General features: G+C 55.2%; 13 protein-coding genes. 8 read left to right on the forward strand and 5 right to left on the reverse strand.

The window, feature by feature from the left end; genetic code table 11:
* Positions 1–148 precede the first annotated feature (148 nt).
* On the forward strand, positions 149–955 hold the full coding sequence (locus IAE27_RS19015) for an IclR family transcriptional regulator C-terminal domain-containing protein (RefSeq protein ID WP_004102558.1): 807 nt from the start codon (positions 149–151) through the stop codon (positions 953–955).
* On the opposite strand, the gene smrA is transcribed toward IAE27_RS19015, so the two are convergent.
* Together smrA and IAE27_RS19025 are read right to left on the reverse strand one after the other, a co-directional pair.
* Positions 952–1,515 carry a DNA endonuclease SmrA gene (gene smrA / locus IAE27_RS19020; RefSeq protein WP_004102559.1) on the reverse strand — a complete coding sequence of 188 codons (564 nt, stop codon included), beginning with the start codon at positions 1,513–1,515 and terminating at the stop codon, positions 952–954. The genes IAE27_RS19015 and smrA overlap by 4 nt on opposite strands.
* Before the next feature lie 102 nt (positions 1,516–1,617).
* Complete coding sequence (locus IAE27_RS19025) at positions 1,618–2,526, reverse strand: LysR family transcriptional regulator (protein WP_004102561.1); 909 nt, start codon at positions 2,524–2,526, stop codon at positions 1,618–1,620.
* Between the two features lie 166 nt (positions 2,527–2,692).
* Between IAE27_RS19025 and IAE27_RS19030 the strand changes: the two genes are divergently transcribed.
* The 6 genes from IAE27_RS19030 (at position 2,693) to uspE (ending at position 10,100) form a co-directional block, all read left to right on the forward strand.
* The gene (locus IAE27_RS19030) at positions 2,693–4,003 is read left to right on the forward strand and encodes a M20 family metallo-hydrolase (RefSeq protein ID WP_108704988.1); all 1,311 of its coding nucleotides are present in this window, start codon (positions 2,693–2,695) and stop codon (positions 4,001–4,003) included.
* Positions 4,003–5,448 (forward strand): M20 family metallopeptidase, encoded by a 1,446-nt coding sequence (locus tag IAE27_RS19035; RefSeq protein ID WP_108704987.1) that lies wholly within the window; start codon positions 4,003–4,005, stop codon positions 5,446–5,448. Before IAE27_RS19030 ends, IAE27_RS19035 begins: the two co-directional genes overlap by 1 nt.
* Positions 5,449–5,560: 112 nt before the next feature.
* The gene (gene abgT, locus IAE27_RS19040) at positions 5,561–7,087 is read left to right on the forward strand and encodes a p-aminobenzoyl-glutamate transporter (protein ID WP_017145760.1); all 1,527 of its coding nucleotides are present in this window, start codon (positions 5,561–5,563) and stop codon (positions 7,085–7,087) included.
* A 462-nt stretch (positions 7,088–7,549) separates the two neighbouring features.
* Entirely contained in the window at positions 7,550–8,065 is a 516-nt protein-coding gene (ogt, locus tag IAE27_RS19045; protein WP_004113396.1) for a methylated-DNA--[protein]-cysteine S-methyltransferase, read from the forward strand.
* Positions 8,066–8,258: 193 nt separating this feature from the next.
* Positions 8,259–9,011 carry a fumarate/nitrate reduction transcriptional regulator Fnr gene (gene fnr / locus IAE27_RS19050; protein ID WP_004102577.1) on the forward strand — a complete coding sequence of 251 codons (753 nt, stop codon included), beginning with the start codon at positions 8,259–8,261 and terminating at the stop codon, positions 9,009–9,011.
* A gap of 138 nt (positions 9,012–9,149) precedes the next feature.
* The gene (gene uspE, locus IAE27_RS19055; RefSeq protein WP_004102579.1) at positions 9,150–10,100 is read left to right on the forward strand and encodes a universal stress protein UspE; all 951 of its coding nucleotides are present in this window, start codon (positions 9,150–9,152) and stop codon (positions 10,098–10,100) included.
* Between the two features lie 127 nt (positions 10,101–10,227).
* On the opposite strand, the gene IAE27_RS19060 is transcribed toward uspE, so the two are convergent.
* From IAE27_RS19060 to pntA, 3 genes are all read right to left on the reverse strand, one after another.
* The gene (locus tag IAE27_RS19060) at positions 10,228–10,416 is read right to left on the reverse strand and encodes a YdiH family protein (protein ID WP_004102581.1); all 189 of its coding nucleotides are present in this window, start codon (positions 10,414–10,416) and stop codon (positions 10,228–10,230) included.
* 145 nt (positions 10,417–10,561) lie between these two features.
* Positions 10,562–11,950, reverse strand: a complete 1,389-nt coding sequence (pntB, locus tag IAE27_RS19065) for a Re/Si-specific NAD(P)(+) transhydrogenase subunit beta (protein WP_004102583.1) — start codon at positions 11,948–11,950, stop codon at positions 10,562–10,564.
* 10 nt (positions 11,951–11,960) lie between these two features.
* A complete protein-coding gene (gene pntA / locus IAE27_RS19070; protein ID WP_070557515.1) occupies positions 11,961–13,490 on the reverse strand; it encodes a Re/Si-specific NAD(P)(+) transhydrogenase subunit alpha in 1,530 nt (509 codons plus the stop codon).
* A gap of 522 nt (positions 13,491–14,012) precedes the next feature.
* On the opposite strand from pntA, the gene ydgH reads away from it, so the two are divergent.
* The gene (gene ydgH / locus IAE27_RS19080) at positions 14,013–14,963 is read left to right on the forward strand and encodes a DUF1471 family protein YdgH (protein WP_004102587.1); all 951 of its coding nucleotides are present in this window, start codon (positions 14,013–14,015) and stop codon (positions 14,961–14,963) included.
* The last annotated feature ends 12 nt before the right edge of the window (positions 14,964–14,975 follow it).

The following is a 14,975-nucleotide window of genomic DNA, read 5'->3' on the forward strand; positions in this document are numbered from 1 at the left end:
CGGTAATCGCACTTTTATTCGTTGTTCGCACAAAATGTGACCCGCTTAACGATGCTGGTCAAGGGCGATAATCGAAATATGGTGCGATAATCGAACATCGTGTATGTTTAGCGAAAGAATGTGATCGACGGCAAATTGGGAGAGGAAAATGGAGAAACATCCAGACGATTTATTGACCGGCGATAGCGAGCCGTTTAAGGGCGATCCCAACTTCATGGCCTCGCTGGCGCGCGGGCTGGAAGTGATCCAGGCGTTCACTCCGCAGCGCCCGCTGCTCTCTATTTCGCAAATCAGTCAAAAAACCGGCATTCCGCGCGCGGCGGTACGTCGCTGTCTGTATACGCTGAGCAAGCTGGGGTTTGTGTACGCCGAAGATGGTAAAAATTTCCAGCTGCGGCCGAAAATTCTGGCGCTGGGCCACGCCTGGCTGGCCTCCACGCCGCTGGCGCGCTCGGCGCAGCCGGTACTCAAGCATTTAAGCGAAATGCTCAATGAATCCTGCTCTATCGCCACCCTCGACGGCGACGATATTCTTTATATCGCCCGCGCCTCCAGCTCGCGAATTATGACCATCGACCTGGACATCGGCAGCCGCCTGCCGGCATGGGCAACGTCAATGGGGCGCGTGCTCCTGAGCTATCAGCCGGAAGAGAAGCTGAACGATATGCTGGGTCGGGTTACGATGATTCGCTACACCCCGCAAACCGTTGATTCGGTCGCCAGGCTGCGCGCTGAGCTCAAACGCGTACGTCAGCAGGGTTATGCGCTCAACGATCAGGAGCTGGAGATGGGGCTGCGCTCGCTGGCGGTACCGCTGTTTAATCCCCAGGGCCAGATTCAGGCGGCGCTGAACGTCGGGGTGCACGCCGGGCAGGTTTCCGCCCAGGAGATGCTCGAACGCGTATTACCCGAGCTCCAGAAGGCAGCCCGGGAATTAACGCTGCTGATGCGCTAGCGGCTGCGCTTGGCGTGGCGCTCCCGGTTCTCCAGCTTAGCCTCGGGCGATTTTCGTAGCGCCACGTAGCAGGCGCCGCTGCCGCCGTGGTGCGGTAGCGCCGCGCAGAATGCCTGGACTTCCGGTAGCTCCACCAGCCAGCGCGCCAGGTAGCTACGGATAATATTGGCGTGCGCGTTGTCGTCGCGCCCTTTGCCATGAACGATCAGCAGATTCCGCAGCCCCTCTTTTTGCGCCTGAACCACAAAAGCAAATAACATCTGTCGGCACTTTTCCACCGGCTGACGCAGCAGATTAAGGCTCGCCTGCTGGCCATATTTGCCGCGCCGGAGCTTCTCCAGCACGCCGCTTTGCAGCCCTTCGCGTTTAAACTCCAGCGCGGTGGCCAGCGGCACGATATCGAGATAACCGGTGGTCAAAAAGTTATCCAGCTGCAGGGTGTCAACCCGCTGTACGGCGCGGGTTTTCCGCTCGGGATGCCAGTGAACATCGTTGTTGCGTTTCAGAGGCTGAACGTCCTCCATGGCGCCAAGAAATAGGGATTTGTCGTCAAGGTTCATGCGCGTTCCTCCAGCTACTACCGGGAGGGTACTATAGCCGCCTCACGACGCCTCCTCAACGCGTTTAGCCATTTATGCTGGCAAATCGGAGGCCCGAGGCGATTAGGGAAACAGTTGACGGCTTTGGCGACGAAACAGGGTGATTAATGATGCCGTCAAAGGCGTTTGCCGCATATCGCGGCGCTGAATCAGATAGTAGGTGGCTTTGGGTAATGCTTCGCAGATGGGGATCATCACCAGCTTATCCGCCATCATCGGGTCGTTACCCAGTTCTACTGGCAGAATGCTGAGAAAATCGCTTTTCACCACCAGACTGATGCACGAAGAGAAAGTCTCGCAAACGATATCCACTTTCGGCGCCAGTCCGGCCTGGTTAAACATTTCCTGTAACTGTTTGAAATAGCTGCCACGCGGCGTCGGCATCGTCCAGTGATGTTCGAGCAACGCCTTGAGTGAAGTCGCTTTTGCCGCCGGGTGACCGGCGCGGGCGAATACCGCAAAGGGTTTCTCAAATAGCTTCTCAAAACTGAATTCATGATCGTACGGACCGGGATAGTAAGTATTGATAGTGAAGTCCAGCTCACCCTGCCGCAGTTCATTAATCATCGCCAGCAGCTGACCTTCCATAATCCGCACCTTCACCAGCGGATGCTGCTGATGAAAACGGCAAATGACCGAAGGCATCAGCGATCGCGCTACGCTGGCGCCAAGGCCGATATTAATCTGCCCGGCCTTTTCTCCCTGGCGCTGCAGCAACTCATCCTGCGCCGCCCGTAGCTCTTCCAGAATCAGGCTCGCATGTTGATAAAAGCTTTCGCCGTTTTCAGTCAGCGCCACCCCCTGGCTACGGCGCACAAACAGCTGTGCGGAGAGCCCTTCTTCCAGCTCTTTAATCGCTTTAGTTAACGCCGGCTGCGAAATCGCCAACGCCCGACTGGCACCGCGAATACTGCCTTCACGCGCGACCTCAACAAAGGCGCGAATCTGATGAAATTTAATCTGAAATGACATATCGCAAGTGATAACCAATGTTTATCAGACAGAAGAAAATGACATCTACTGTAATCGATCATGCTGTGGCAGGTTAAGGGTGAGTATGCATGAAAGGGCATAGCGATAAGCAAACGCTATCACTTCGTGAACACTATCACAGTTTTTGATTATGACAGGAAAGGTTATGCCGCAACTTAATGAATTCATCCGCCAGCTGGCGCCAAAAATGATCGAATGGCGTCGCGATTTTCACCTGCATGCGGAATCCGGCTGGCTGGAGTTCCGCACTGCCAGCAAGGTGGCGGAGATATTAGACGCTCTGGGTTATCAGCTGGCGCTGGGGCGCGACGTTATCGATGCCGATAGCCGTATGGGGCTGCCTGATGAAGAGACGCTGGCGCAGGCGTTCCAGCGCGCTCGCGCCCAGGGTGCACCGGGGCGCTGGCTACCTGCGTTTGAAGGCGGCTTCGCCGGGGTGGTAGCGACGCTCGACACCGGGCGGCCCGGGCCGACTTTGGCGTTTCGCGTCGATATGGATGCGCTCGATCTCAACGAGCAGCACGACGATAATCATCGTCCGCATCGCGATCGTTTTGCCTCCTGCAACGAAGGCATGATGCATGCCTGCGGCCACGACGGTCATACCGCAATCGGCCTGGGGCTGGCGCACGTGCTCAAGGAATATGCCGCGCAGCTCAACGGGACGATTAAGCTGATTTTCCAGCCGGCAGAAGAAGGTACCCGCGGCGCTCGCGCCATGGTGGCGGCGGGCGTACTTGATGACGTGGACTACTTCACCGCCATTCATATCGGTACCGGCGTCCCTGCCGGCACCGTCGTTTGCGGCGGCGATAACTTTATGGCCACCACCAAATTCGATGTGCAGTTCAGCGGCGTCGCCGCCCACGCTGGCGGTAAACCTGAAGATGGACGTAATGCGCTGCTGGCTGCGGCTCAAGCCGCCCTTGCCCTGCATGCCATCGCGCCACATAGCGCCGGGGCATCAAGGGTTAACGTCGGCGTCATGCAGGCCGGTACCGGGCGTAACATAGTTCCCTCCTCCGCGCTATTAAAAGTCGAAACCCGGGGCGAAACCGACGCTATTAACCAGTACGTATTTGAGCGGGCTAAGCAGGCTATCGCCGGCGCGGCGACGATGTATGCAGCCAGCTACCAGCTGCACCTGATGGGCGCGGCCACCTCCAGCGCCCCGTCGCCGGCGTGGGTGGACTATCTGCGTCAACAGACAGCGCAGGTCCCCGGCGTTAAACAGGCCGTCGATCGTATCGCTGCCCCGGCGGGTTCCGAAGATGCCACCCTGATGATGGCCCGGGTCCAGGAGCGCGGCGGTCTCGCCTCATACATGATATTCGGCACGGAACTGAGCGCTGGCCACCACAACGAAAAATTCGATTTCGACGAAAGCGTGATGACCCAGGCCGTCGCCACGTTAGCGCGCATCGCCCTGAACTTTCCCTGGCAGCGAGGTGTGTAATGGAACAGGTTTATCAATTTGTCGATGACATTATTGAGGGGCGGCGCAACGATTTTTGCGCCATTGCCGATGATATCTGGGATCATCCGGAAACCCGCTTTCAGGAGTTCTGGTCCGCCGCGCGTTTGGCCGATGCGCTGGAAGCGGAAGGTTTTCAATTGACCCGCAATGCGGGCGGGATCCCCAACGCCTTTATCGCCAGCTTTGGTGAAGGCCAACCGGTAATTGCCCTGCTCGGCGAATTTGACGCCCTGGCGGGGCTCAGCCAGCAGGCTTACTGCGCAGCGCCCGCATCTCCAACGCCGGGGGAAAACGGCCATGGGTGCGGGCATAACCTGCTTGGTACGGCGGCGGTCGCCGCGGCGGTCGCCGCCAGGAACTGGCTGCTGCAACAAGGCGGCGTCGGCACGCTTCGTTTCTACGGATGTCCCGGCGAGGAAGGCGGTTCCGGGAAGACCTTTATGGTCCGCGAGGGGTTATTCGATGACATCGACGCCGCCCTGACCTGGCACCCGGAAGCCTGGGCCGGGATGTTCAGCACCAGTACCCTTGCCAACATTCAGGCGGCATGGCGGTTTACTGGCACCGCGGCGCACGCGGCAAACTCTCCGCATCTTGGCCGCAGCGCGCTGGATGCCGTGACGCTGATGACCACCGGCAGCAACTTCCTTAACGAACATATTATCGAAAAGGCGCGGGTGCACTACGCCATCACCGATACCGGCGGCGTCTCTCCTAACGTTGTTCAGGCGCAGGCGGAAGTGCTGTATCTCATTCGCGCCCCGGAAATGGCCGACGCACAGCAAATCTTCGCCCGGATCGAAAAAATCGCCCAGGGCGCCGCGCTGATGACCGAGACCAGCGTCAGCTGTCGCTTCGAAAAAGCCTGTTCCAGCTATCTCCCCAACCGCACCCTGGAAGCGGCGATGTATCAGGCGGTATGCCATTACGGCACGCCGCACTGGAGCGAGGAAGAGCGCGCTTTCGCCGCCGAAATTCGCGCGACCTTAAGCGCTAACGATATTCATAACAGCCTGAAAAACATTGCCGATACCAGCGGAGACAAGGGGAAAGCATTCGCCCGCCGCCACCGCGAGACGATCCTTATCGATGAAGTGGCGCCGTGGGCGGCTACTGATAACATCCTTGCGGGCTCTACCGACGTCGGCGACGTAAGCTGGAAAGCTCCCGTAGCCCAATGCTTCAGCCCCTGCTTTGCCGTCGGGACGCCGCTGCATACCTGGCAACTGGTGAGCCAGGGCAGAACCTCCATCGCTCACAAAGGAATGCTTCTGGCGGGGAAAATACTGGCGGCAACGGCCATTCGTTTGTTCAGCGACAGGTCGCTACTGACTACCAGTCAGCAGGAACTGGCACAGGTTTTAGCCGAAAGGCCCTACCGGTGTCCGATCCCGCAGGACGTTAAACCTTCGATTTTAAAATAATAAAAGACCTCCGGATGGAGTACAGCAACGCGTTAAGCGCAAAAAAAACAACTGCTGACACGCCCTGGGGTTAAGAGACAAACAACACAACAACGACAACTGAGGAACGCCCATGAGTATGTCATCCATACCGTCGCCTTCCCCCACCGGTAAGCTCTATGGCTGGGTTGAAAAAATTGGTAATAAGGTCCCGCATCCGTTTTTACTGTTTATCTATCTGATCGTGGTATTAATGGCCGCCACCGCCATCCTGTCGGCGCTGAACGTCAGCGTCCAGAACCCCACCGACGGCTCGCGAGTGGTGGTGAAAAATCTGCTCAGCATTGAAGGATTACATTGGTTTTTGCCGAACGTGATTAAAAACTTCAGCGGTTTCGCGCCGCTGGGAGCCATTCTGGCTCTGGTTCTGGGGGCTGGATTTGCTGAACGAGTGGGCCTGCTGCCTTCGCTGATGGCAAAAATGTCATCACACGTTAGCGCCCGTTACGCCAGCTATATGGTGCTGTTTATCGCCTTCTTTAGCCATATCTCTTCCGATGCCGCGCTGGTGATTATGCCGCCGTTAGGCGCCCTGATGTTCCTCGCCGTCGGCCGCCACCCGGTTGCCGGGCTGCTGGCGGCAATCGCCGGGGTCGGCTGCGGCTTCACGGCCAACCTGCTCATCGTCACCACCGATGTCCTGCTCTCAGGAATCAGTACCGAAGCGGCCAAAACCCTTGACGCCTCGCTGCACGTCAGCGTGATCGATAACTGGTACTTTATGGCAACTTCGGTGATCGTTCTCACTCTGGTCGGTGGATTGATTACCGATAAGCTGGTCGAGCCGCGCTTAGGTCAATGGCAAGGCAAAAGCGATGAAACGCTGCAATCGTTAACGCCAGAACAGCGCTTCGGCCTGCGCGTGGCCGGTATTGCCGCGCTGTTATTCATGGCGGTTATCGCGCTGATGGTCGTGCCGGAAAACGGTATTTTGCGTGACCCTATTAAGCATACCGTGATGCCTTCGCCATTTATAAAAGGGATCGTCCCGCTCATCATCTTTTTCTTCTTCGTCGTCTCACTGGCTTACGGCATTGCCACCGGCAAAATTCGCCGCCAGGCCGATCTGCCTCCGCTGATGATTGAACCCATGAAAGAGATGGCAGGTTTTATCGTGATGGTCTTCCCGCTGGCCCAGTTCGTCGCCATGTTTAACTGGAGCAATATGGGAAAATTTATGGCCGTCGGTTTAACGGACCTGCTGGAGAGCGCGGGAATGAGCGGCGTGCCGGCGTTCGTCGGCCTGGCGCTGCTATCCGCCTTTTTGTGTATGTTCATCGCCAGCGGTTCGGCAATCTGGTCGATTCTGGCGCCGATCTTCGTGCCGATGTTTATGCTGCTGGGCTTTCACCCGGCATTCGCGCAGATTCTGTTTCGTATTGCCGACTCATCGGTGCTGCCGCTGGCGCCGGTATCGCCGTTTGTGCCGCTATTTCTCGGCTTCTTACAGCGCTACCGGCCCGAGGCTAAACTGGGGACCTACTACTCGCTGGTCTTGCCTTATCCACTCATTTTCCTTGTCGTCTGGCTACTGTTGCTGGTGGTCTGGTATCTCGCGGGACTCCCTATCGGTCCGGGTATTTATCCGCGATTGCCTTAACGTCGCCAAAGGCCAGGGAAGGCCGCCAAACGTTAGCGCCAGGTCGTGCGGTTACGGATAACTTTATACAGGCCCTCAATCGCCAAAGAGATCAGATGAATTGCTAAGCCGCTGATAATCACTACTACAACGCCAGTCATCATATATTGCATATCACCACCTTTGTTGAAAAAACAGCGAAGAAACGCCAGGAAATATGGCCTCAAAGAATGCCAGTCAATTCATAAAGAGTACCGGCGCCTGCCGGTAAATAGCCCTCTCTGTACAGGAAAATTCGCCGCCGGATAACATCGCATTGCCCGCGCGCCAGTTAGTGAATACCGCAATAAACATCGCTTTACTCACATCATAATTAATAGTCCATGTTGACCCTCTCTGTTGACCTTTTCGGGGTATAGTTTGCCAACCTCGCCTCATGCTATGGTGATGTCCTGTCAAACTAACCTCGATGAAGGATTACCGATGCTGACGCTGCTACAAGATAAAATTGACACCCCGCTGGGGCCGCTCTGGGTGATTTGCGATGAGCAGTTCAACCTGCGGGCCGTTGAGTGGGATCAGCATCGCGATCGCATGGAGCAACTGCTGGATGTTCATTATCGGCATGAAGGTTACCAACGGGTAGATTCCCGCAATCCCGGTAACCTGAGCAGTAAGCTCAGTGATTATTTCGCGGGCGATCTCGCCATTATTGATACGCTTCCTACCGCCACCGCAGGCACCCCTTTTCAACGGGAAGTCTGGAAAACGCTGCGCACTATCCCCTGCGGTCAGGTCATGCATTACGGTCAACTGGCGGAGGCGCTGGGCCGACCGGGCGCAGCGCGCGCCGTGGGCGCTGCTAATGGTTCAAATCCGGTCAGCATAGTGGTGCCCTGCCATCGGGTGATCGGACGCAACGGAACCATGACCGGCTATGCCGGAGGCGTGCAGCGAAAAGAGTGGTTATTGCGCCATGAGGGGTATCTGCTTCTTTGACCGTAAGTGCCTTTTTGGAAGCTTCCGGTAACTTTACAATCCAAATTAGCCAGATAACCTATTAATAATCAAATGGATAACTAACAAAATGGATTTACCCTCTTAATATTACGTGTTTCAGAGGTTCGAGGCTTACCTGCTCACCAAAAAGATGTTAAAATTGACCAATATCAATTAAAGCCTGAGCAGACTTATGATCCCGGAAAAGCGAATTATACGACGCATTCAGTCTGGCGGTTGTGCAATCCATTGCCAGGATTGCAGCATTAGCCAGCTTTGCATCCCTTTTACTCTGAACGAGCATGAGCTTGATCAGCTTGATAACATTATCGAGCGGAAAAAGCCTATCCAGAAAGGACAGACCTTGTTCAAAGCCGGTGATGAGCTGAAATCGCTGTATGCAATTCGTTCTGGCACCATTAAAAGCTACACCATTACCGAACAGGGTGATGAGCAGATCACCGGTTTCCATCTGGCGGGCGATCTGGTCGGCTTTGACGCTATCGGCACCGGCCACCACCCGAGCTTTGCTCAGGCGCTGGAAACCTCAATGGTCTGCGAAATTCCGTTCGAAACGCTCGACGACCTATCCGGCAAGATGCCGAATCTGCGTCAGCAGATGATGCGTCTGATGAGCGGTGAGATCAAAGGCGATCAGGATATGATCCTGCTGCTTTCCAAAAAGAACGCAGAAGAGCGCCTGGCGGCCTTCATCTACAACCTGTCCCGCCGTTTTGCACAGCGTGGTTTCTCCCCGCGAGAGTTCCGCCTCACCATGACGCGCGGCGATATCGGCAACTATTTGGGCCTGACGGTTGAAACCATCAGCCGCCTGCTGGGTCGTTTCCAGAAAAGCGGTATGCTGGCGGTTAAAGGAAAATACATCACTATCGAAAACAGCGACCTGCTGGCGCAGCTTGCTGGTCAGGCCCGCAACGTCGCCTGACAGTTCCTTCCTATCCGGCCAGATCGCGAATTTTTTTCTCATTTGTTGATCTGGCCAGGCTTATCCCCTGTTTCATTTCATCCATATAGGTTATCTTTTTAATTACAGACTGTAGTTACAGTTGTAAGGAGACCCTGTATGGCGAAGTATCAGAACATGCTGGTAGTAATCGACCCCAATCAGGACGACCAGCCTGCATTGCGGCGTGCGGTGTATCTGCACCAACGGATTGGTGGACGCATCAAAGCCTTTTTGCCGATCTATGATTTTTCCTATGAAATGACCACACTGCTCTCCCCGGACGAGCGTACCGCTATGCGCCAGGGCGTAATCGGGCAGCGTACCGCCTGGATTCGCGAGCAGGCCAAATTTTATATTGAGTCCGGCGTACCCATTGACATCAAAGTGGTGTGGCATAACCGCCCCTTCGAAGCCATTATTCAGGAAATCATAAGCGAGAAGCATGATTTGGTTCTGAAGATGGCGCATCAGCACGACAAGCTGGAAGCGGTGATTTTCACGCCTACGGACTGGCATCTGCTGCGCAAATGTCCGTGCCCGGTCTGGATGGTTAAAGATCAGCCGTGGCCGGAAGGCGGCAAAGCGCTGGTGGCGGTTAATCTCGCCAGTGAAGAGAACTACCACAACGCGCTCAATGAAAAGCTGGTAAGAGAAACCATTGAGCTGGCGGAACAGGTTAACCATACTGAGGTCCATCTGGTGGGCGCCTATCCGGTTACGCCTATCAATATTGCCATTGAGCTACCGGATTTTGACCCCAGCGTCTACAACGACGCCATTCGCGGCCAGCACCTGCTGGCCATGAAAGCGCTGCGGCAGAAATTCGGCATCGATGAAAACCGTACTCATGTTGAAAAAGGGTTACCTGAAGAGGTCATTCCAGACCTGTCGGAGCATCTCCAGGCGGGGATCGTGGTGCTGGGTACGATTGGCCGTACCGGGCTTTCAGCAGCTTTCCTCGGCAATACCGCTGAACAGGTAATCGACCACCTGCGCTGCGATCTGCTGGCGCTGAAACCGGATCAGTATCAGACGCCGGTTGAGCTTGATGACGAAGAAGACGATTAACCAGCGCCGTTTATCGCTGTCATAACAATCATCCCCCGCCCGCGCGGGGGATTTTTTTGCAATGTCGATAGCAAAAATAAAGGGCCTCATGGCCCTTATTTCAACAGCTATATCGGTAACGAAAACGTTAGTGGATACCTAAACGCCAGGCGTGATCGATCTCTTCTTTAAGCTCCATGGATGAGAGCGCCATCAAATCAGCAAACTCAAGTTCCAGTAGTTTCAGCTTTTTCAGATACTGCGCGGGGGTTAGTGCAGCGGGGTCACGACGCAGAAATTCGATAGCCAGTTGCGTGGGGGTTAACTCGGTATCCATAATATCCTCAGTTTGGGTGAAAAACAGGCGTATTATATCACTCTGAACTGATGATTTTATGAGCAAATCATGGCTTCGCTGGCTATATAAAAAAGCCGTCTCAGAAGAGACGGCTTAAGAAGCACAGGTTTTAAAAGACCTGACTCTACAGCGCTTTCAGAATCGCATCGACGCTGGCTTTGGCATCGCCAAACAGCATGTGGGTGTTCTCTTTGAAGAACAGCGGGTTCTGTACACCTGCATAGCCGGTGTTCATTGAACGCTTGAATACAATCACGTTCTGCGCTTTCCACACTTCCAGCACCGGCATACCGGCGATTGGGCTGCCCGGATCGTCCTGCGCCGCCGGGTTAACGGTATCATTAGCGCCGATAACCAGCACGGTGTCAGTGTCGGAGAAATCATCGTTGATCTCGTCCATTTCCAGCACGATGTCATACGGGACTTTCGCTTCCGCCAGCAGGACGTTCATATGGCCCGGCAGACGTCCGGCGACCGGATGAATACCAAACCGGACTTTGATTCCGCGCGCGCGCAGTCGTTCGGTGATTTCCGCTACCGGATACTGGGCCTGCGCAACCGCCATGCCGTAGCCCGGAGTGATAATGACCGACTGGGAACTTTTCAGCATCTCAGCGGTTTCTTCAGCGCTGATTTCGCGATGCTCGCCCACTTCTTCATCTCCTGTGGACGCCGTACCGTCAGAACCAAAACCACCGGCAATAACGCTGAAGAACGAACGGTTCATCGCCTTACACATGATATAAGACAGAATCGCACCGGAAGAACCCACCAGCGCACCAGTGACAATCAGCAGGTCGTTGCTGAGCATAAAGCCCGCCGCCGCCGCCGCCCAACCGGAGTAGGAGTTCAGCATTGACACCACCACCGGCATATCCGCGCCGCCAATGGAGGCCACAAGGTGCCAGCCAAAGGCCAGCGCGATGACGGTCATCACCAGCAGGCACAGCACCTGCATGCCAATGCTGTCGGTACGCACGAAGACGATCAGCAGCAGGAAGGATACGACCAGCGCCGCCAGGTTCAGCTTGTGGCGGTTCGGCAGCATCAGCGGCTTAGAGGACATCTTGCCGCACAGCTTGCCAAAGGCAACCACGGACCCCGTAAAGGTGACCGCACCGATGAAGATGCCGAGGAACACTTCGGTCAGATGAATATTGACCAGAATCTGTTCCATACCGGTTTCGTGCTGCAGATAGCTGTTAAAGCCAACCAGCACCGCCGCCAGGCCAACGAAGCTGTGCAGAATCGCCACCAGCTCCGGCATCTCGGTCATTTCGACTTTCTTCGCCAGACGAATACCGATAGCGCCGCCGATGACCATCGCCAGCAGGATCCACGCGACGTTGCTGCTGTCCGGCCCCAGAATGGTCGCCACCAGCGCAATCGCCATCCCGGCAATACCGTAGTAGTTGCCCTGCTGGGAGGTTTCGTGTTTGGAAAGCCCCGCCAGGCTAAAAATAAACAGAATCGCGGCAACAATGTATGCAGCTGTAACTAATCCACCAGACATTTGTTACCCCTTATCCTTTGCGGAACATTTTCAGCATGCGCTGAGTGACGGTGAAACCACCAAAAATATTAATGCTGGCGATCAGCACCGCGATAAAGCTCAGAAAGCTGACCCAGCCGCCGTGGCCTATCTGCAATAATGCCCCGACGACGATAATGCCGGAGATGGCGTTGGTGACCGACATCAGCGGCGTATGCAGCGCATGGGAGACGTTCCAGACTACGTAATAACCGACCACGCAGGAGAGCGCGAAGACGGTAAAGTGGCCGAGAAACTCTTTCGGCGCGACGCTTGCCAGCCAGCCGAACAGAATAATCGCCAGCGCCATCAGCGCATACTTGCGCAGCGGCGAGCTCGGTTTCTCCTCTGCTTTTGGCGCTTCAACCTTTTTCGCTGCCGCCTGCGGCTGAGCAGAAACCTGAATGGGCGGAGCGGGCCAGGTGATTTCACCCTCGCGAACCACGGTAACGCCGCGGATAACGACATCATCAAAATCGATAACGACATTGCCGTCTTTCTCTTTACACAGCAGTTTAAGCAGGTTAACCAGGTTAGTGCCGTACAGCTGCGACGACTGCGTCGGCAGACGTCCCGGCAGATCGGTATAACCGATGATCTTCACGCCGTTAGCGGTGGTGACCACTTCGCCCGGTACGGTGTATTCGCAGTTGCCGCCGTTTTGTGATGCCAGATCCACCACTACGCTGCCCGGTTTCATGGAGTCAACCATTTCGCGGGTGATCAGCTTCGGCGCCGGTTTGCCCGGAATCAGGGCGGTGGTGACAATAATATCAACATCTTTGGCCTGCGCGGCAAAGAGCGCCATCTCGGCTTTGATAAAGGCTTCGGACATGACTTTGGCATAACCGTCGCCGCTGCCCGCCTCCTCTTTAAAATCCAGCTCAAGGAACTCGGCGCCCATACTCTGCACCTGCTCTTTGACTTCCGGGCGGGTATCGAACGCGCGGACAATCGCGCCCAAGCTGTTCGCCGCACCGATGGCCGCGAGCCCGGCAACCCCTGCGCCGATGACCATTACCTTCGCAGGAGGAACTTTACCTGCTGCGGTAATCTGCCCGGTAAAGAAGCGACCAAACTCATGGGCGGCCTCAACAATCGCGCGGTAGCCGGCGATGTTGGCCATCGAACTTAACGCATCCAGCGACTGCGCGCGCGAAATACGCGGCACCGAATCCATCGCCATCACGTTAATATTCCGCGCCGCCAGTTTTTCCATCAGCTGCGGATTTTGCGCGGGCCAGATGAAGCTGATCAGCGTCGTGCCCGGATTCAGCAGCAGAATTTCATCGTCATCAGGGGCGTTAACTTTCAGAATGACGTCAGACTGCCACACGTCATTACCGCTCACGATCTCCGCTCCAGCCTGAACGAAGGCTTCGTCGTCGAAACTGGCCAGTTTACCGGCGCCGCTTTCTACCGCGACGCTGAACCCGAGTTTCAGCAGCTGCTCCACCGTTTTCGGCGTTGCGGCGGCCCGGGTTTCCAGGGCGAGTCTCTCTCTTGGTACACCAATACGCATAGTTTTCCCTTCCATCGGTTTTTGATGATGGTTTACTTTTCTTACAAACGACCGTTGCGAAGGCGGATGAACGCACCTGGCAACATATGTCTGAAAAAATGAAACAGTAACAAACTTTTTATAACCTACTGAAAATACCGATTGTGATCTACAGCGATAAAACAGAAATTTTGATTTTATTGGTAAAACGCACGGCTAACCGTGTCAGGCAGCAATATTTACCTCATTTTCATGCCAGCACCTGATAATTCGCCTGGATGAGGGGTTAATTCACCATTTATCGCCATCTGGATCATAGTATTAACATTACATTAACTTATGAAAGTGATATTGATTATCGATTTTGCTGGTCAAGCGGCTGTTTTTTCAACATATCGAAAAATGTTATATTTCTGCACTATACGTTTAGAGCGACAACTGAAAATTGACGCAGACAGTCACTCACGATAAATGCAATAATCAAACGTTTTCAGTCAACAACAACACCAGTACATGGTTTGCGCAAGGCAAAGGATTATTTTTATGAAGCTTAAGAACTCACTCCTGGCGTCTGCTCTTCTGGCTACAACCGCGTTGTCTGCCCACGCAGCGACCGAGCTGACCCCGGAGCAGGCGGCGGCGCTGAAGCCCTACGATCGCGTAGTGGTCACCGGTCGTTTTAACGCCATTGGCGACGCCGTGCAGGCAGTTTCCCGTAAAGCGGACAAAGAAGGCGCAGCTTCCTTTTATGTTGTCGACACGTCTGATTTTGGCAGCGGCGGCAACCTGCGCGTAACGGCCGATTTTTATAAAGAAAACGCCCCGCAGGCCGACGCGCCTAAAAATCGCATTATCAACGGCGTGATGGAATTACCGAAAGACCAGGCCGTTGAGCTGGAACCGTTCGATACCGTTACCGTGCAAGGTTTCTACCGCAGCCAGCCGGAAGTCAACGACGCCATCACTAAAGCGGCTAAGGCCAAGGGCGCCGCCTCTTTCTTTATCGTGCGCCAGGTTGATGCTAACCAGGGCGGCAACCAGCGTATCACCGCTTATATCTACAAAGCGGATGCCAAAAAGCGCGTTCTGCAAAGCCCGGATGCGATCCCGGCCGATTCTGAAGCCGGACGCGCCGCGCTGGCAGAAGGCGGAGAAGCGGCTAAGAAAGTGGAAATTCCGGGCGTTGCGACGACCGCAGCGGTCGGTTCCGGCACTGGCGTAGGCCGTTTCTTTGAAACGCAATCCTCTAAAGGTGGACGTTACACCGTCACGCTCCCGGACGGCACCAAAGTTGAGGAAGTGAACAAAATTACCGCCGCGCAGATGGTTCCTTATGACAGCATCAAGTTCACCGGTAATTTCGGTAACATGACGGAAATCTCCTACCAGACGGCTAAGCGCGCCGCGAAGAAAGGCGCGAAGTACTATCACATCACACGCCAGTGGCAGGAGCGCGGTGGCAACATCACTATCAGCGCCGACCTGTATAAATAACGGCGTCTGAAC

It is taken from the genome of Klebsiella sp. S69 (genome assembly GCF_016516145.1).
Taxonomy (GTDB): Bacteria; Pseudomonadota; Gammaproteobacteria; order Enterobacterales; family Enterobacteriaceae; genus Klebsiella; species Klebsiella oxytoca.